The sequence below is a fragment of the Bradyrhizobium algeriense genome, assembly GCF_003062295.1.
GTDB classification, from domain to species: domain Bacteria; phylum Pseudomonadota; class Alphaproteobacteria; order Rhizobiales; family Xanthobacteraceae; genus Bradyrhizobium; species Bradyrhizobium algeriense.
In genome coordinates this window covers 44,612-63,220 of record NZ_PYCN01000031.1, presented here as the reverse complement: position 1 = coordinate 63,220, position 18,609 = coordinate 44,612, and the positions used below count along the sequence as shown (strand labels likewise).

Annotated in this window: 14 protein-coding genes; 6 read left to right on the top strand and 8 right to left on the bottom strand. The window is 63.4% G+C overall.

Going from position 1 to position 18,609, the window contains the following annotated elements; all coding sequences use genetic code 11:
- The 6 genes from C7G61_RS35110 (at window position 1) to C7G61_RS35085 (ending at window position 6,911) form a co-directional block, all read left to right on the top strand.
- Complete coding sequence (locus C7G61_RS35110; protein ID WP_108522300.1) at window positions 1–765, top strand: ABC transporter ATP-binding protein; 765 nt, start codon at window positions 1–3, stop codon at window positions 763–765.
- 12 nt (window positions 766–777) lie between these two features.
- Window positions 778–1,641 (top strand): ABC transporter permease, encoded by an 864-nt coding sequence (locus tag C7G61_RS35105; protein ID WP_108522283.1) that lies wholly within the window; start codon window positions 778–780, stop codon window positions 1,639–1,641.
- Window positions 1,638–3,374 carry an L-arabinonate dehydratase gene (gene araD, locus C7G61_RS35100; protein WP_108522282.1) on the top strand — a complete coding sequence of 579 codons (1,737 nt, stop codon included), beginning with the start codon at window positions 1,638–1,640 and terminating at the stop codon, window positions 3,372–3,374. Before C7G61_RS35105 ends, araD begins: the two co-directional genes overlap by 4 nt.
- 158 nt (window positions 3,375–3,532) lie before the next feature.
- Window positions 3,533–4,624: an SMP-30/gluconolactonase/LRE family protein gene (locus C7G61_RS35095; protein ID WP_108522281.1), complete on the top strand. Its 1,092-nt coding sequence runs from the start codon at window positions 3,533–3,535 to the stop codon at window positions 4,622–4,624.
- 72 nt (window positions 4,625–4,696) lie between these two features.
- On the top strand, window positions 4,697–5,416 hold the full coding sequence (locus C7G61_RS35090; protein ID WP_108522280.1) for a ribonuclease activity regulator RraA: 720 nt from the start codon (window positions 4,697–4,699) through the stop codon (window positions 5,414–5,416).
- Window positions 5,417–5,468: 52 nt separating this feature from the next.
- The gene (locus C7G61_RS35085) at window positions 5,469–6,911 is read left to right on the top strand and encodes an aldehyde dehydrogenase family protein (RefSeq protein WP_108522279.1); all 1,443 of its coding nucleotides are present in this window, start codon (window positions 5,469–5,471) and stop codon (window positions 6,909–6,911) included.
- 52 nt (window positions 6,912–6,963) lie between these two features.
- Here C7G61_RS35085 and C7G61_RS35080 read toward each other — a convergent pair whose 3' ends face one another.
- The 8 genes from C7G61_RS35080 to C7G61_RS35045 all read right to left on the bottom strand — a co-directional run bounded on the left by C7G61_RS35080 (window position 6,964) and on the right by C7G61_RS35045 (window position 18,479).
- Window positions 6,964–9,081, bottom strand: coding sequence for a S9 family peptidase (locus tag C7G61_RS35080; protein ID WP_108522278.1), 2,118 nt, complete (start codon window positions 9,079–9,081; stop codon window positions 6,964–6,966).
- Between the two features lie 209 nt (window positions 9,082–9,290).
- Window positions 9,291–11,006: an ABC transporter permease gene (locus tag C7G61_RS35075; RefSeq protein WP_108522277.1), complete on the bottom strand. Its 1,716-nt coding sequence runs from the start codon at window positions 11,004–11,006 to the stop codon at window positions 9,291–9,293.
- A 117-nt stretch (window positions 11,007–11,123) separates the two neighbouring features.
- Window positions 11,124–12,191 (bottom strand): ABC transporter substrate-binding protein, encoded by a 1,068-nt coding sequence (locus tag C7G61_RS35070; protein ID WP_108522276.1) that lies wholly within the window; start codon window positions 12,189–12,191, stop codon window positions 11,124–11,126.
- 24 nt (window positions 12,192–12,215) lie between these two features.
- Complete coding sequence (locus C7G61_RS35065) at window positions 12,216–13,286, bottom strand: ABC transporter ATP-binding protein (RefSeq protein ID WP_244608603.1); 1,071 nt, start codon at window positions 13,284–13,286, stop codon at window positions 12,216–12,218.
- A 262-nt stretch (window positions 13,287–13,548) separates the two neighbouring features.
- Window positions 13,549–14,733, bottom strand: coding sequence for a pyridoxal-phosphate-dependent aminotransferase family protein (locus tag C7G61_RS35060; protein ID WP_108522274.1), 1,185 nt, complete (start codon window positions 14,731–14,733; stop codon window positions 13,549–13,551).
- A 164-nt stretch (window positions 14,734–14,897) separates the two neighbouring features.
- Window positions 14,898–15,734, bottom strand: coding sequence for an LssY C-terminal domain-containing protein (locus C7G61_RS35055; RefSeq protein ID WP_108522273.1), 837 nt, complete (start codon window positions 15,732–15,734; stop codon window positions 14,898–14,900).
- A 55-nt stretch (window positions 15,735–15,789) separates the two neighbouring features.
- Window positions 15,790–16,521 carry a thermonuclease family protein gene (locus tag C7G61_RS35050; protein WP_108522272.1) on the bottom strand — a complete coding sequence of 244 codons (732 nt, stop codon included), beginning with the start codon at window positions 16,519–16,521 and terminating at the stop codon, window positions 15,790–15,792.
- A 224-nt stretch (window positions 16,522–16,745) separates the two neighbouring features.
- Entirely contained in the window at window positions 16,746–18,479 is a 1,734-nt protein-coding gene (locus C7G61_RS35045) for a hypothetical protein (RefSeq protein WP_108522271.1), read from the bottom strand.
- Window positions 18,480–18,609: the final 130 nt, after the last annotated feature.

The following is an 18,609-nucleotide window of genomic DNA, read 5'->3' as shown; positions in this document are numbered from 1 at the left end:
ATGGCCGCGCTTCTCGATGTCAGTGACGTAACGCTGCGCTACAAGACTTCGAGCGCGGTGGTGACCGCGACCGAGCGGGTCAGCTTCACGGTCGATCGTTCCGATCGCTTCGTGCTGCTCGGCCCCTCCGGTTGCGGCAAGTCGACGCTGTTGAAGGCGGTCGGCGGCTATATGACGCCGAGCGAAGGCAAGATGCGCATCTCGGGCCGCGAAATATCCGAACCCGGCGCTGACAGGATGATGATCTTTCAGGAGTTCGACCAGTTGCTGCCGTGGAAGACGGTGCTGGAAAACGTGATGTTTCCGCTGCTGATGACGCGCCGCCTGCCGCGCAAGGAAGCCGAGGCGAGGGCGCGCGCCTATATCGAAAAAGTCAGCCTCACCCGCGTCCTCGACTCCTATCCGCACACGCTGTCCGGCGGCATGAAGCAGCGCGTCGCGATCGCGCGCGGCATGGCGATGGAGCCGGATATCCTTTTGATGGATGAGCCGTTCGCCGCTCTTGACGCGCTGACGCGGCGGACCTGCCAGGACGAGCTGCTGCAGCTCTGGGCGGAAACCAAATTCACCGTCCTGTTCGTCACCCATTCGATCGCCGAAGCGATCAAGATCGGCAACCGCATCCTGCTGCTGTCGCCACATCCCGGCCGAGTGAAGGCCGAGGTGATCGATGTGGATCGCGTCTCTGGCGAGGACGGCAGCGCCGCCCGGCTGGAAAAGCAGATCCACGATTTGCTGTTCGCCGACGCCGTGACGGCACACTGAGGGGAGCGCGCGATGGGTGAGGCAAGAATCCTGCTGCGCGATGCGGCTGATTTGGCAGCGGTCGTTCCGTCGGAAGTCGAGCGCAAGCTGACGGTGTCGGAGCTGTTGTGGAACGACGGCTTCGTCCGCAAATCCGTGATCATCATCCTCCTTGCTGCAGCCTGGGAGATCTACGGCACCGTCCTCGACAATCCGCTGCTGTTCCCGACCTTTCACGACACGATTCTGACAATGTTCGACAAGGTGCGCGACGGAACCATTCCGATGCGCGCCTGGGCATCGCTGAAAGTGCTGTTCATGGGCTACGCCGCCGGCATCATCCTCGCGGCGATCTTCACCATTCTCGCGATCTCGACCCGGATCGGCACGGATTTTCTCGAAACTATCACGGCGATGTTCAATCCGTTGCCGGCGATTGCGCTGCTGCCGCTGGCGCTGATCTGGTTCGGCCTCGGCAATGGCAGCCTCGTGTTCGTGTTGATCCATTCGGTGCTGTGGCCGGTCGCGCTCAACACCCATTCCGGCTTCAAGAGCGTGTCGAACACGTTGCGGATGGTCGGCCGCAATTACGGCCTGCGCGGCCTGCCTTACGTCGCGCGCATTCTGATCCCTGCGGCGTTCGGTTCGATCCTCACCGGCTTGAAGATCGGCTGGGCGTTTGCCTGGCGCACGCTGATCGCCGCCGAGCTGGTGTTCGGCGTGTCGTCGGGGCAGGGCGGTCTCGGCTGGTTCATTTTCGAAAACCGTAACCTGCTGGATATCCCTGCGGTGTTCGCTGGCCTGTTGACGGTGATCGTGATTGGCCTGATCGTGGAAAACCTGATCTTCCGCACGATCGAGCGCAACACCGTCCAAAAATGGGGCACCCAGTCATGACCAACAAGAAGAACCCCGACGACCTCCGCAGCGCGCGCTGGTTCGCGCCCGACGATCTTCGCGCTTTCGGCCACCGCTCGCGCGCCATGCAGATGGGCTACGCGCCGGAGGAATGGAAGGGCCGGCCTGTTATCGCGATCCTTAACACCTGGTCGGACGCGCAGCCCTGCCACATGCATTTCAAATCGCGCGTCGACGACGTCAAGCGCGGCATCCTGATGGCGGGCGGCTTCCCGATGGAGCTGCCGGCGCTGTCGCTGTCGGAATCGTTTCTGAAGCCGACCACCATGCTCTATCGCAACATGCTGGCGATGGACGCCGAGGAATTGCTGCGCGGCCATCCCGTCGACGGTGTGGTGCTGATGGGCGGCTGCGACAAGACCACGCCCGGCCTTCTGTTAGGGGCCACCAGCATGAACCTCCCGACGATCTATCTGCCGGCCGGTCCGATGCTGCGTGGCAACTGGAAGGGCAAGACGCTGGGCTCCGGCTCGGACGCCTGGAAATACTGGGACGAGCGGCGCGCTGGAAAGATCTCCGACAGGGACTGGGTCGATGTCGAGGCGGGCATCGCCCGCAGCTACGGCACCTGCATGACCATGGGCACCGCCTCCACCATGACGGCGATTGCGGAATCGATCGGCATGACCTTGCCGGGTGCGTCCTCGATCCCTGCCGCTGATGCCGGCCACATCCGCATGGCCTCGGAATGCGGCCGCCGCATCGTCGAGATGGTGTGGGAGGATTTGACGCCGGAAAAAATCCAGACCCGAAAAGCCTTCGAGAACGCCATCACGGTTGCGATGGCGATGGGCTGCTCGACCAACGCGATCATCCATCTGATCGCGCAGGCGCGTCGCGCCGGCCAGGACATCGGGCTCGACGATTTCGAAAAGGCCAGCCGCAAGGTGCCCGTGATCGCCAATGTGCGCCCGAGCGGCGATAAATATCTGATGGAGGATTTCTTCTATGCCGGCGGCCTGCCGGGCCTGATGAGCCGCATCAGGGAGCATCTGCATCTCGACGTCATGACGGTGACGGGCCAGACGCTCGGCGACAACATCGCGCGGGCCGAAGTCTATAATGATGACGTCATTCGTACCGTGAAGGACCCGATCTACAAGGAGGGCGCGCTCGCCGTGCTCAAGGGCAATCTCGCGCCCGACGGCTGCGTGATCAAGCCGAGCGCCTGCGAGCCGCGTTTCCTCAAGCACACCGGCCCGGCGCTGGTGTTCGACGATTACCCCTCGATGAAGAAGGCGATCGACGATCCGAATCTGGACGTCACCGCCGATCACGTGCTGATCCTGCGCAATGCCGGGCCGCAGGGCGGGCCCGGCATGCCGGAGTGGGGCATGCTGCCGATCCCGACAAAACTGGTGAAGCAGGGCGTGCGCGACATGGTGCGGCTGTCGGATGCGCGCATGAGCGGCACCAGCTACGGCGCCTGCATCCTGCACGTCTCACCGGAATCCTATGTCGGTGGCCCGCTGGCTCTGGTGCGAACCGGCGACAAGATCACGCTCGACGTCAACGCCCGCACCATCAACCTCGATGTCCCGGAAGCCGAACTCGCAAAGCGCCGTGCCGCATGGAAGGCGCCGGAGCCGCGCTACGAGCGCGGCTATGGCTGGATGTTCACTAAGCATATCAAGCAGGCCAATGAAGGCTGCGACTTCGATTTTCTGGAGACCGGGTTTGGGGCGCCGGTGGAGGAGCCTGCGATTTACTAGCCATAGGACGTCTAGCGGTAATACGTCATTGCGAGCGTAGCGAAGCAATCCATCTCACGGCACAAAGAAAGAATGGATTGCTTCGTCGCTACGCTCCTCGCAATGACGTGGATAGACGAAGAGACCCAACATAAAAGCATCACAGGGGAGGACGACCAATGAATATGAATCGACGCAACCTGCTCGCAGGGGCCGGCGCCGCCGCTGCTTCCACGCTGCTCGCCCGCAGCGCGGCTGCGCAATCATTCCCCTTCACCCCGAACCAGCGCTATCCCGATCCGGCGGTGCAGATCCTCGATCCCAGCTTTGCAAAGTACCGGATCTATTCCTCGACGGTCGAACAGGTCGCGACCGGCATGCGCTGGGCCGAAGGGCCGGCATACTTCCCCGAGGGGGGCTATCTCCTGTACTCCGACATCCCGAACAACCGCATCATGAAGTTCGACGAGAAGACCAACCAGACCAGCGTCTTCCGCGCCAACGCCAATTACGCCAACGGCAACGCCCGCGACCGCCAGGGCCGGCTCGTCACCTGCGAGCATTCGGTCACCCGCCGCGTCACCCGCACCGAGAAGGACGGCAAGATCACCGTGCTCGCCGACAAGTTCGAGGGCAAGCGGCTGAACGCGCCCAATGATATTGTGGTCAAGTCCGACGACACCATCTGGTTCACCGATCCCTTGTTTGGCATCAACGGCGAGTGGGAAGGCAAGAAGGAAAAGCCCGAGCAGGCCACCACCAACGTCTATCGCCTCACCAAGGACGGCAAACTCACCGCCGTCATTACCGACATCGTCAATCCCAACGGGCTCGCGTTCTCGCCGGACGAAAAGAAGCTCTATGTCGTGGAGTGGAAGGGCACGCCGAACCGAAGCATCTGGAGTTTTGACGTCAACGACGACGGCACGGTGGGCGGCAAGACCAAGCTGATCGACGCTGCCGACCAGGGCGCGCTCGACGGTTTCCGTGTCGACCGCGATGGCAATCTGTGGTGCGGCTGGGGCTCCAACGGCGCGCTGCAACCGGAGCCCTCGGATGTCGGCGGCCGAAAAGTGTTCCAGCTCAAGGGCAAGTCCGAGGATCTCGACGGCGTCATGGTGTTCAGCCCCGCCGGCAAGCCGCTCGCCCATATCCGCCTGCCGGAGCGCTGCGCCAATCTCACCTTCGGCGGCCCGAAGAACAATCGCCTTTATATGACGAGCTGCCACTCGGTCTACGCGCTGTATGTGGAATCGCATGGGGCGGTTTGATTGATCCTGTCGTTCCGGGTTCGCTCGGTAACGCGAGCGCCCCGGAATGATGACGAAGAAAGCGAGAAAGCTATGACAAAACTGAGCGACGCCACCCGCAACAAACTCAAGACGGTCTCCACCGCCACCGTCGCCACCGCGCTGTTCAAGCGCGGCTTTCGCATCCAGATGATCCAGGACGTGCACCCGCTCGGCCCCGATCAGGCGGTGCTGGTCGGCGAAGCCTTTACGCTGCGCTACATGCCGGCGCGCGAGGATCTCAACAAGATCGACGTGTTTCGTGATCGCGCTCACCCCCAGCGCAAGGCGATCGAGGATTGCCCTGTTGGCGCGGTGCTGGTCATGGACAGCCGCAAGGATGCGCGAGCGGCGTCCGCCGGCGCCATCCTGGTGACGCGGCTGATGCAGCGCGGCTGCGCCGGCGTGATCACCGATGGCGGTTTTCGCGATTCCGCCGAAATCGCGGCCCTCGGCTTCCCCGCCTATCACCACCGCCCGAGCGCGCCGACCAATTTGACGCTGCATCAGGCAATCGAGATCAACGTCCCGATCGGCTGCGGCGACGCGCCGGTGTTTCCCGGCGACGTCATCCTCGGCGACAGCGACGGCGTGATCGTGATCCCCGCGCATCTGGCGGATGAGATCGCGGACGAAGCCGTCGAGATGACCGCGTTCGAGGATTTTGTTACGCAGGAGGTCCGCAAGGGCCGCTCGATCCTTGGCCTCTATCCGGCAACCGACGAGCAGACGTCAAGGGATTTTGCCGCTTGGCGGAAGGCGAATGGGCGATAAAATGTCCGCTGACCGGCACCGAACGCTTTTTCTCTAACAGTGAGTCCACATCATGCTGATGTTCAACAATCTGATCGACGGCGAATGGTTGTCCGATGGCGCGCGCGCGCCGAACGTCAATCCATCCGATACCAAGGACATCGTAGGTCAAGCGGTGCGCGGCACGCGCGCGCAAGCGGAGGCTGCGATTGCCGCTGCAAAGGCCGCATTCCCGACGTGGTCGCGATCGACGCCGCAACTGCGCTACGACGTTCTGAAGAAGGCTTCGGACGAAATCCTTGCGCGTAAGGACGAACTGGGCCGGCTGTTGTCACGCGAAGAAGGAAAGACGCTGCCGGAAGGCATCGGCGAAGTCGCGCGCGCCGGCCAGATCTTTGCGTTCTTTGCCGGCGAATGCCTGCGGATGGCGGGCGAGAAACTCGCTTCCGTGCGGCCCGGCATCGACATCGAGATCACGCGCGAAGCGCTGGGTGTTGTCGGCCTGATCACACCGTGGAATTTCCCGATCGCGATTCCGGCCTGGAAGATCGCGCCAGCGCTGGCCTATGGCAACACCGTGGTGATCAAGCCAGCCGATCTCGTCCCGGGCTCGACCTGGGCGCTGGTCGATATTTTACACCGGGCGGGCTTGCCCAAGGGCGTGCTCAACCTCGTGATCGGACGCGGTTCTGAAGTCGGCGCGGTCTTGCTGGAGCATCCCGACGTGGCGGCCATCAGTTTCACGGGATCGGTGGCCACCGGCCAGAAGGTCGCGGCAGCCTGCATTGCTTCGCGGCCGATGAAGAAGTTTCAGCTGGAGATGGGCGGCAAGAATCCGCTGGTCGTTCTGGATGACGCGGATCTGAAGGTCGCGGTGGAATGTGCCGCCAATAGCGCGTTCTTTTCCACCGGGCAGCGTTGCACGGCCGCCTCGCGGCTGATCGTCACCGCCGGCATCCACGACAAATTCGTGGAGGCCCTCACCGAGCGGATGCGCGGCCTGAAGGTCGACGACGCCGTCACGGCCGGCACGGATATCGGCCCGGTGGTAGATCAGAGCCAGCTCGATCAGGATCTCAAATATATCAGCATCGGCAAGGACGAAGGCGCCAAGCTTGCCTTCGGTGGCGAGCGTCTCAATCGCGCGACGCCCGGCTTCTATCTGCAACCGGCATTGTTCACCGGCGTGACCAACACGATGCGGATCGCGCGCGAGGAAATATTCGGGCCGGTGGCTGCGGTCATCAGGGTCAAGGATTATGCCGAAGCCCTGGCGACCGCGAACGACACCGATTTTGGCCTGTCATCCGGCATCTGCACCACCAGTCTGAAATATGCCAGCGACTTCAAACGCAATTCCGAAGCCGGCATGGTGATGGTGAACCTGCCGATCGCCGGCGTCGATTACCACGTGCCGTTCGGTGGCCGAAAGGGCTCCAGCTTCGGCGCCCGTGAACAGGGCCGCTACGCCGCCGAGTTCTACACGACGGTCAAGACGGCTTATACCATGCCGTAACGAGTTGCGGGTTCCCTCCCCCGGCGCGTAGCGCCGGGGGAGATGGAGCAACTCAGACCCCAGCCTTGTCAGCCAGCCCCACCGCCCACAACGCGAACGCATAGGCGATCGCGACTTCATCAAGCCGGTTGAACCGCCCCGATGCGCCGCCGTGGCCGGCGCCCATGTTGGTGCGCAGCAGCACCGGGCCGCCGCCGCTCATGGTCGGGCGCAGCCGCGCGATCCATTTCGCGGGCTCCCAATAGGTGACGCGCGGATCGGTCAGTCCACCCATCGCCAGGATCGCGGGATACTCCTTTGCCGCGAGGTTGTCGTAGGGCGAGTACGACAAAATGGTGCGAAAGTCCTTTTCGCTCTCGATCGGATTGCCCCATTCCGGCCATTCCGGCGGCGTCAGCGGCAGCGTGTCGTCGAGCATCGTGTTGAGCACATCAACGAACGGCACCTCGGCGACGATACCCGCGAACAATTCACCTGATCGGTTGGCGACCGCGCCCATCAGCATGCCGCCGGCGCTGCCGCCATGGCCGACGATGCGCTTTGCGCTGGTGTACTTCGCCTCGATCAGCGCGCGGCCTGAAGCTGCGAAATCATCGAACGAGTTCGTCTTCTTCTCGCGCTTGCCGTCGAGATACCAGCCCCAGCCTTTATCCGCGCCGCCGCGGATATGCGCGATCGCATAGACAAAGCCGCGATCGACCAGCGACAGCCGGTTGGCGGCGAATGAGGCCGGCATCGCCATGCCGTAGGAGCCGTAGCCGTAGAGCAGCAGCGGCGCGTTGCCGTCGCGTACCAGATCCTTGCGGTGCAGGATCGAGACCGGCACCAGCGCACCGTCATGCGAGGTCGCCATGATGCGCGTGGTGACGTAGTCGGCGGGGTTGTGGCCGGACGGAATCTCCTGCCGCTTGCGCAGCAGGCGCGCCCGCGTGGCCATGTCGTAATCATAGACTTCCGCCGGCGTCGTCATCGACGAATAGGAGAACCGCAAATTGGTGGTCTCGAACTCGTAGCTGCCCATGGTGTCGAGCGAGTAGGCCGCCTCGTCGAAGGCGATGGCGTGCTCTTCGCCCGTCGCGAGATCGCGGATGATGATCGCGGGCAGTGCGTTGGCGCGCTCCAGTCGCACCATGTGGCCGGCGTAGAGCTCGACGTCGAGCACATAGACGCCCTCGCGATATGGAATCAGGTCGCGCCAGTTGGCGCGTTCGGGCGCGGCGAGGGGCGCTGTCACGACCTTGAAGTCGATCGCGTCGTCGGCGTTGGTGAGAATGAACAATTCATCGCCGCGGTCGGCGAGCGAATACTGCACGCCTTCCTCGCGCGCCGCGACCAGCCGCGGCGGCGCCTCGGGATGTTCGAGGTCGATCAGCCGCTGCTCCGAGGTCTCGTGGTCGCCGCCGGCGATGACGCAGAAGCGGCCGGAAGAGCTCTCATGCAGATGGGTGAACCAGCCGGAATCCTGTTCCTCATAAACCAGCGTGTCGTCGCTCTGCTTCGTGCCGAGCTTATGACGCCAGACCTGCATCGGGCGATGGTTGTCGTCGAGCTTGACGTAAAAGAAGCTGTTGCAATCCTTGCTCCAGACAATGCCGCCGTCGGTCTCCTCGACAAGGTCGTCGCGATCCTTGCCATCAACCCAGTCGCGCACCCGGATCGAGAAATATTCCGAGCCCTTGGTATCGGCGCTCCACGCCTGCAGTTTGTGGTCATGCGAATGCCGCGCGCTGCCGAACTTGAAGTACTCGTGGCTGGCGGCCAGCGCGTCGCCGTCGAGTACGATCTGCACGTCGCCGCCATCGCGCGGCGTGCGCCCGAACAGTTCATGCTGCCCGCCCTCGCGGAACTTTCGCAAATAAGCAAATGGGCCATCCGGTGCGGGCACGCTGGAATCATCCTCCTTGATCCGCCCGCGCATTTCCGCGACCAGCTTCTTCTGCAAAGGCGCCGTGTGGCCGAGCAGGCTCTCGGTGTAGTCGTTCTCGGCTTCCAGATACTTTCTGATATCCGGGTCCAGGATCGTGGGATCGCGCAGCACCTCCTGCCATCTGGCCTCTTTCAGCCACGCATAGTCGTCGGTCACCGTAATGCCGTGCGTGGTGAAGGTGTGCGGGCGGCGCGGGGCGATCGGCGGCGATAGGGCAGGCTTTTTGGCGGCGGCTTGGGTCACGCGGTCCTCGTATGGCTCAATGATGTGCGCCTTATATCGGGGCGAACGTGGCGGATTACCAGAGGCGCTAACCGTCGTCCCTACGAACGCAGGGACCCATACGCCGCGGCCCGCGTAAAGGGCACAACGTGAGACGGCTTACTTCACCATCAAGAGCGGTGGTTATGGGTCCCTGCGTTCGCAGGGACGACGTGTCGATAGAGCCGCTCCTAACTATTCCTCAGCCTCGCCGCGGCGCCGCCGCCGAACACCGGAATCCGGTTCACCGCCAGCACTACCGCAAATGTAATCACCAGCATCGCGATGCCGAGCACCGAGATGGCGGCGAGATCGCCGCTTTCGTTGAGGTCGTAAATCAATACCGACAGCACCTTGGTCTGCGAGGTGAACAGCACGATCGCCGCGGATAGCTCCCGCATCACGCCGATGAAGATGAAGCACCAGGTCGCGATCACGCCGGTGCGCAGCAACGGCGCGGTGATCTGGCGTAGCGTCTGCAGCCGCGTCGCGCCGAGGATGCGGCTGGCGTCTTCCAGCTCGGGATGAATGGTCGCGAACGCCGCCTGCAATTGCTGATAGGCCGACGGCAGATTGATGGTAAGGAACGCCAGCAGCAGGATCCACAGCGTGCCGTAGAGTACGAAGGGCGGTCGCGTGTAGCTCAAAAACAGCCCGACGCCGAGCACGATGCCGGGCACCGCGACGGGGGCGGTCGCGAGAAAGCCGAGCACGCGATGGCTCGCGATCACGCGCCGGGTCGTGACATAGGCGACGACGAGGGCGAGAAGCGTGCCGATGGTCGCCGTCGATGCGCCCAGGATCACGGTGTTCTTCAGCGCGAGCTGGGTCGACGACAATTCGGTGAACACGAACACGATGTTGTGCAGGGTCGCCGTCGATGGCGTCACCAGCGTGGTCGCGTTCGGCGAGAACGCCGCGTTGAGCAGCGCGAAATAGGGCAGGAACACAGGATTGAGCAGCACGAGCAGACAAAACGCCAGCGCCACCCAGCGCCATCCCTTCATCTCGATCGGCCGCGGCGCGCCGTATTTGCCACCGACCACGGAGAAGCCGCGGCGGCCGAGCAAAAACTTCTGGCCCTGCAGCAGCAATATCGTCAGCAGCAGCAGCGGTACGGCGGCGGCCGCCGCAAGTTCGAGTTTTGGCGGATACTGGAACAGGCTCCAGATCTTTGTCGTCATGGTGTGGAAGCCGGCCGGCAGCGCCAGGATCGCGGGCGATCCGAACAGCGTCATCGCCTGCAGGAAAGCGATCAGGGCGCCCGCGACCAACGCGGGCAGCGCCAAGGGAATCGTGACGCGCCGTGCCGTGGTCCAGGCCTTGCCGCCAAGGATGGCGGAGGCATCCTCCAACTCGCCCGGCATGTTGTCGAGCGCGTTGGCGACCAGCACGAACACGAATGGAAAGGTATAGCAGGAGATCACGAAGATCAGTCCGGTCAGTGAATAAATGTCGAACAGCGGATCTTCGGCGCCGGTGAGATAGCGATAGAGCTGGTTCAACAATCCGCTGTTGGGCGCTGCCAGCAATTCCCAGGCGACCGCGCCGAGAAACGGCGGCGTGACAAAAGAGGCCGTCACCAGCGCGCGGATCGTCTGCCGCCCCGGCATGTCGGTGCGCGACACCAGCCAGCCGATCGGAGCTGCGACCAGGCAGCAGACCACGGCCGAGGTGGTGGCGATGATCGCGGTCGTCAGCAGCGGATCGAGGAACGCCGGGTCGGTGAACAGCGTGACGAAGTTCTGCAGCGTCGGATGCCGTGCCTTGTCCGTGAACGCGAAAACCGCCAGCCACGACATCGGCAGCACGATGAGCACGATCATGAAGGCGGCGAACAGCCACAGGACGGGTTTTGTCCAGTCGATGTGGGATCTTGGGGCGTCGGTAGTGGTGATGGTGGTCATGCGAAAACTCTCTCCGTCATTCCGGGGCGCGAAGCGAACCCGGAATCTCGAGATTCCGGGTCTGGTCCTTCGGACCATCCCGGAATGACGGCGTGGATAAACGCGGCAGCCATCGTTCTAAACCCTGAACAACCGCGCATAGCGCGTCTTGATCTCTTCCGCCATTTTCTCGACCCCGGCGGCATCTTCCTTCATCAGCTTGATGTCCGAAATCTTCCGCCGCCCCGGCTTCGATTGCACCTGCGCGTGAACCGAATACTGCGCGCTGAAGTCGGTGAAGAATTGTTGTGTCTCGCGGGTGTGCAGCCAGGCCTGGAACAGCCGCGCGGCATTTGGATGCGGCGCTGACGCAAAGATAGCGGTCGGCCCCGAGATCGTCGGCGCGCCTTCGGCCGGATAGATCGGCTCAACCGGTTGGCCGGCTTCCTTCAGCAGCACGACGCCGTATTCATTGCCGTCGGCCATCACGGCGCGTTCGCCAAGCGAAAGCTTTTTCGGCGGATCGGTCGAGGACTGTACCTGCATTACCCGCTGCTTCGACAGCCTCTCCAGGTAATCCCAGCCCAGTTCACGGACCAGCTGGAAGGTCGCAGTCATGATGGTGCCGCTATAGGCCGGATGGCCCTTGACCATCTTGCCTGCCCATTTGGGATCAAGCAGGTCGGCAAAGCTCTTCGGTGCGTCTTCGGGCTTTACCAGATTGGTGTTGTAGGCAATCGACGACAAATAAATCCGCGAGGTGGCGGACATGCCGTCGGGGTCGCGATATTCAGGAATAAAATGCCGGGCCATATCCTCTGATACAAATGGCGCCAGCCAATTGTTCCGCTTCCAGGTGATGATGTGCGACGCATCCGAGGTGTTGATCACGTCGGCTGCGCGGATGCCTGAACCGAATTCCTGGTCGATCCGCTGAAACAGCCGCTCCGAGCCGGAACGCTCGATCTGAATGGTGATGCCGGGATAGGCGGCCTCGAACGCCTTGCCGAGCTTTTCGCCGATCGGCAGGTCCATCGACGAATAGAAGATCAATTTGCCTTCCTTCTTCGCTGCCTCCACCAGATCAGGCGTGATCGCGACCGGCTCCGGCGCCTGGGCACAAACAGGGGAGGCGAACATGGTGCCGGCGGCAAGCGTGGCCGCGCCTTGCAGGATGTCGCGCCGCGAAAGTTTTCGTCCCTTCATCGCGTCCTCCCGTTTCTTTTTTCTTTAGCGGCTCAGCGCCCGGCAGCGCTCGGGCGGCAGTGTCAACCAGACCTCGCTGCCCTTTTGTACGTTGGTCTCGGTCGGGGTGGTGGCGCGCAGACTGGTGCCGTCAGCCACTTCCACCATGTAGTCGCGTGCGGCGCCGAGGTAGACCTGCCGCGTCACGACGGCCTTGATGGCGTTCCCGGGCGAAGCCGGCGCCTGCGTCGACAGGGCGATATCGTGCTGGCGGATCGCGACCACGGCGCCCTCACCCGCCGTGAGCGGCGCGCCGACCACCTGCAACGTCGCGCCCGCAAAGGCGACATGGTTGGCATCGCGCGCGGTGCCCTTGATGACATTGCTGGCGCCGATGAAGCGCGCGACGAATTCGGACTCCGGGCGGGCATAGATGTCTTCGGGCGTACCGAGCTGGTCGATCCGGCCCCCGTTCATCACCGCGATCATGTCGGCCGTGGTCATCGCCTCGGACTGGTCATGGGTGACATAGACGGTGGTGTAGCGATATTCATCGTGCAGGCGGCGGATCTCGAACCGCATCTCCTCGCGCAGATTGGCGTCGAGGTTGGAGAGCGGCTCGTCGAGCAGCAGCGTCTGCGGCTCGACGATCAGCGCCCGCGCCAGCGCCACGCGTTGCTGTTGTCCGCCGGAGAGTTCGCCGGGATAGCGCTGCGCCAGCGCCTCGAGCTTTGTCGTGGCCAGAATCGCCGCCAGTTTCTTCGCGATGGTGTCGCGCTCCATTTTGCGCAGGCGCAGGCCGTAGACGATGTTTTCCGTCACCGTCATGTGCGGCCACAGCGCGTAGCTCTGAAAAATCATCGACATGTTGCGCTGCTCGGGCGGTAGCGTGCGCGCCTTCGACGACATCAGCCGCTCGCCGACATGGATCTCGCCGTCGGAAGGTTCGAGGAAACCCGCGATCAGCCGCAGCGTCGTGGTCTTGCCGCAGCCGGAGGGGCCGAGCAGGCAGACCAGTTGTCCATGGTCGATTTTCAAGGAGACGTTATCGACCACCGCAAGCGAGCCAAATCGCTTGGTCAGGCCGCGCAAATCAACGGACGCCAATCGCCTCACTCCCACTCTTGTTCGTGCACGGATCAGCGCCCGGCTTGGTATGCCAGTATACGGACAAAAACGGGTTGGGAAAGGGAGTTGAGTTGGGAAGCGATGTCGTTGCTGCCCGTGCGCAATTGCGCACGGGCGCGTGATTTCGCATTGTGAGAGACGCAGGCCGCAGGATGGGTGGAGCGAAGCGATACACATCAGCCGCGACCAATGGCTGTAATGATGGGTTTCGCTTCGCTCTACCCATCCTACAAAATAAGCAGGTCGGCGCTTACGCCCCCACGCTCTCGCCGAGATATTCGATCGCGGCCTCGGTTCCGCCCTTGCCGTGGGGAATATTGAGCGCATTGAGGCCGACCTCGATGACGCCGAGCGTGCCCAGAATCATCGGCGCATTCACATGGCCCATGTGGGCGATACGAAACGCCTGGCCGGATAGATCGCCAATTCCAGTGCCGAGCACCACGCCGCATTTGTCCTTGCAGTAGCGTTGCAGCGCGGCCGGATCGAAGCCGTTCATCGTCACCGTCGTCACCGTGTTGGAGCGCTCATTGGCCTCCGCAATGTTGAAGCCGAGCACCTGGCCCTCGGACCACGCCGCGACCGCGCGACGCACCGCCTCGGCCAGCAGGCGATGACGCAGAAAGGCGTTTTCAAGTCCCTCGACATGGAGCATGTCGATCGCCTTGCGCAGCGCGAACAGCAAATGCACCGGCGCGGTGCCGGCATATTTACGGTAGTGCTCGGCTCCTTCGCGCTCGGTCCAGTCCCAATAGGGCGTGCGCAGGTTGGCCTTTTTGTGCACTTCGCGGGCGCGGTCGTTGGCGGCGACGAAGCCGAGGCCCGGCGGCGTCATCAGGCCCTTCTGCGAGCCGGACATCGCGACGTCGATGCCCCATTTATCCATCTCGAACGGCATGCAGCCCAGCGAAGCCACGGTGTCGACCATGAACAGCGCCGGATGGCCAGTAGACTTGATCGCCTTGCCGATCGCTTCGACGTCGTTATAGGCGCCGGACGCAGTATCGACCTGCACCGCGACGATCGCCTTGATGGTGTGATCCTTGTCCTGCCTGAGCCGCGCCTCGACTTCCGCGGGACGGATCGCGCGGCGCCAGTCGCCCTTCAGCACTTCGACCTCGACGCCCATCGCCGCCGCCGCCTGACCCCAACCGATCGCAAAGCGTCCGCTTTCCAGCACCAGCAGCTTGTCGCCGCGCGACAATACGTTGGACAGCGTCGCTTCCCATGCGCCGTGGCCGTTGGCGATGTAGATGTAGGATTTGCCCTTGGTGGCGAACAGTTTTGAGAGATCGGCGAGCAGGCTGTCGGTCAGTTCCAGCATCTGTTCGGAATAGATATCGAGCGCCGGGCGATGCATCGCCTGCAGCACTTCGTCGGGCATGGTGGTAGGTCCCGGGATGGCCAGAAACTCCCGGCCCGCGCGAACGGTCATTTGTTGTTTTTCCTTATTGGCAAGCACGCGGAATCGAGCGCGTGAGATTCAGCTGGCATAATATTCGATCGAGATCGCCATTGCGAGCGCAGCGAAGCAATCCAGAGCTGCAAAATAGATCAAATTGCACTCATTGCTCTTCACAACGACGGCAATCAGCACAGCTATTTCCCGACCGCCTTGGCGACGGCAGCCCAGATCTGATCCTTCAATTCGGTCGCCGGCGGGCTCGGGATCGTCACCGCAGGCCCCTCGCGTTTCTTGCAGGCTTCGACCAGCCGCAGCACCCAGATTTCGCCGTCGGTGTAATAGAGGTCGCCGCCGCCATTATGGCCCGCAATCGTCGGCCCGATGCCGGTGACCTGATATTTCGCCTCGACCATCCCGGCATTTTCCAGGTCAGCCGCAAGCAGCGCGCGCTCGGCGTCGAGATCGGGGCCGATGTGGTGCGTGACCGCAGCGGTGTATTTGCTGACGCCGACGCCGCGATCCTCCGTGGCCGCGCCAAGCCAGACCGGACGCTTCTCCGCGCCGCTGTCCAGCACCTTCCAGTAGCGCACATGGTTGCGCTGGTCGGCGCTGGCCCCGATCGGCTTTTCATAGGCGAGATCCTCGCGGCGGCCGAGATAATAGAGATTGCTCACCGGCGCCTCCTTGTAGGGCCGGTCGAGCAGCACGCTGCCGACGATCTCGATCGAGGATTTCAGCGTGATCCGGTCGGCCGGGTACCAGCCGGCCGCGTGCATCGCGCAGACGACGTCCTTGGTGTCGCCGACCAGCCCGACATTGATCGGATCGCCGGGAATGCCCTGACCGGTCCGCGTCACCATAGGTAATTGGGCGAGGCCTTTTTGATGTTCGTAATGGGTCCAGAAAAACGGCAGTATCAGATAGGCGACGGCGCCGTAGACGATGACAACGAGCAGCAAGATCCAGGCCGCGCGCTTCCACAGCGAACGCTTCGGTTTGACCGGGGATTGCGCGCCATCGGTGTCGGTCACATCCAGCGCTCCGCGATGTCAGGCCCCCGAAGGGTAGCACGTCTGGGCTGTAGTGCTACCGTCTGGTCTCGCGGCAGCCCGCGAGTTCGGCCTCCTCGACCGAGCAGAACCAGCGCGTGCCCTTTGAGATCTTCATCTCGATCTTCGCATACCAGCGGCTTGTCGGCTGGTGATAGATGCATTCGCCGGAGCGGTTGACATTGCCCTTGATGGTGCAGTCGGGCGAGGGCGCCACCGAACCGGATGCCGACGCCAGCAGGATTGCCCTGGCGTTCTCCGGCGGCTTGACCGCGCCAAGGATCGCCGTCTTCTTGTTGCGGACACGCCAATCCCATGGCGCGATGAACGCCCCTTGCCACATCCCCGCCTGGGCCTCGCGCGCGGCTTTCTCATCTGCCTCATAGTCGCGCGAGATCCGCGTAGCCGCCAGCGCCCAGCCGTTTGACACCAGCCATTTCTGGATGTCCTCGCCGTCGGCCTCGCAGCGCGCCACCATGCGGCCGCGGCGGTCGGTGACGGCCCTGGTATGGCAGGTCCAGCTCTTGCCCCCGAAGCGTTTGATCAGTTCGTCGCGCGCGGCGGCGCCGCAGGCCCAGCGCTCGCTTTTGGTGTTGAGGCAGAGTTGATCGACGGCCGGCGCGTCGATGCCGCCCAGGCGGATGCGGCTATTGCCGATCTGGAGGTGATCGCCTTCACGGATTTTCGGGACGCCGGTGATATCTGCCGCCTGCGCCATGGCGGGGAGCGACAGCAGCAAAACGGCGGACAGCAATTTCCGTAAATTCATCGGCAGTCTCAGCGAAATGATGCGGATAGTGCGGACAAAGGGGCCGTCTTGCCAGCGCCGGAACGTCGCATCGCTTTCAACTTCCCGTCATTGCGGAATCGTAGCCCGGATGCAGCGCAGCGCAATCCGGGAAGCCGCGTCCGCCTGCGACACCGCCCCGGATTTCGCGGAGCCTGTCATCGGGCGCGCATTCACGCGACCCGTTGGCTTCATCCGGGCTACGATCAGCCTCTACCTTTCGCCATCACGCCGCGCGCCAGCGTCAGCCCCATCAACACAAACGCCGACGTCACCTCGGGTCCGCCGACCAGAATCCGCGTCGGCGTCTTCATCTTGTTCCATTCATAGGCCTTGTACGGCCCATGCCTGCCGCCTTCGCCGAGATGGGCCGTGATGCAGTTGAGCGCCGGCGCGAAGCTCGAAACATCGGCGCCTAGATGCGCCAGCGCCATCAGCGCCAGCGCGGCGTCGAACGGGTTCATCTCGCGCGCGGTCAATTCACCCTCGACATAGGCCAGCACCTTGCCGCGGATGAACGCGAACGTGCCGTCGGGATCGATCGCCTGCCGCGCCGCTGATGGCAACGCCATGAACGCGGCATGGCAGCGGCCGAAATAGGCGGAGTAGAGTTCCGGCAAATAATAGATGTGCGAACGCGGATTTCTAAAGGCGCCGCTTTCGACCAGCCGCCGCTGGAAGCCGATGATACGATGCACCGTCTCCAGCCGCGAAGCCGTCTCCAAAATTTTCCAGCGCGAAAGGTTGCGGAAAGAGACTTCGAGAATGTCGAGATTGAGGGTGGGATCGAGGTCGTTGCCGTAGGGCCGGTCGCCGGCGAGATTGTCGATCCAGGTGACGACGCCACCCTCGTAGTCGATGTTGTCGTTGAGCGGCACGGTGACGCGCGGCTCGTTGGCGCCCTCGCGCACCTGATAGCCGCGGTAGAAGTCCAGCAGCGGCTGGTCGAGGATCGGATCGGTCGAGCCGGCTTGCGTCGCCGCCGAGAATGAGCACGCGGTGGTGTCGCAATCCGGGACGTAGATGCCGAAGCCGAGGTCCTGCTTGATCTGGGCGAAGAAGCGCGAGAAGCGCGGATGCGGCAGCGGTGCCAGCGCGGTGATCACGCGCACCGTCGAGCCGTCATGCGAGGACACTTCCTCGGCTGAGGTCTTCAGGCAGAAATCCACCATCTCCGAAATCGCGCGCCGCGACGCCGCGGCCTCATCGGCGGATGCCAGCCCGCTCTCGACATAGCTCAGCAGCGCCTCGGTGAAGAAGGCGTCGTAATAGGCCGAGCGGTGGCGGATCTGCATCGGCTGCCACATCGGCTCGGCGATTCCCGTCCAGGGCGGGTTGATCAGCGCGCGGGCCGGCGAATGCGCGATGAAGATCCGCGCCAGGCTGAACAAGAGCGTCGAGTTCTTGTAGCCGCGCGAGTTCAGCCCGGTCAGCGCCGTCAGCATCTCGCGCCCGCCCATGTCGGGGTCGCCGATCAGGTTGAAGGCCGCATAGGTCGGGATGAAGCCGTTCTTGGCGAACGAGCCCAGCAGATGGGCGCCGCAGCGGCGGATCACCCGGTCGATCTCGCTTCCATCGGCCGCCCGGCCGGCGGCCGCCACCTTCTGCGGGGCCGGGTGATGCACGCCGATATCGGCCATCAGCTCGGCGATCGGGGCGCCGACCGCGGCCCAGTCCGGCTCGTCATCGTCGCGCGCCCTTATCAGGGCCTCCTGCAAGGCGCCCAGTCGTTTTTCGTCCCGCAGCTCGGGCAGCCCGGCCCGCCGCAGCAGCGGCCGCAAGGCCGGATTGCCCAGCGCCGTCCGATAGAACTTGCCGAGATGGGGGTCGCCGCCGCGGTATTTCAGCAGCACGGGATCGCAGACGTCGTACAGCGAGGGGCCGTCTTTCCGCGCGGTCAGCGCCCGGAATGCGGCGCCGGCGATGGTGTGGAAGCCCATGCAGTTTCTTTCCGCCGGATCGGTGAAGGGAGGGTCGCGTTAAGCATGGCATACAGCTTAACGCGGCCACCGCCGGCCGGATCGGGCCCGCAAGCCCTTGAAAACTAGACAAATCCACGAAAAATACAAA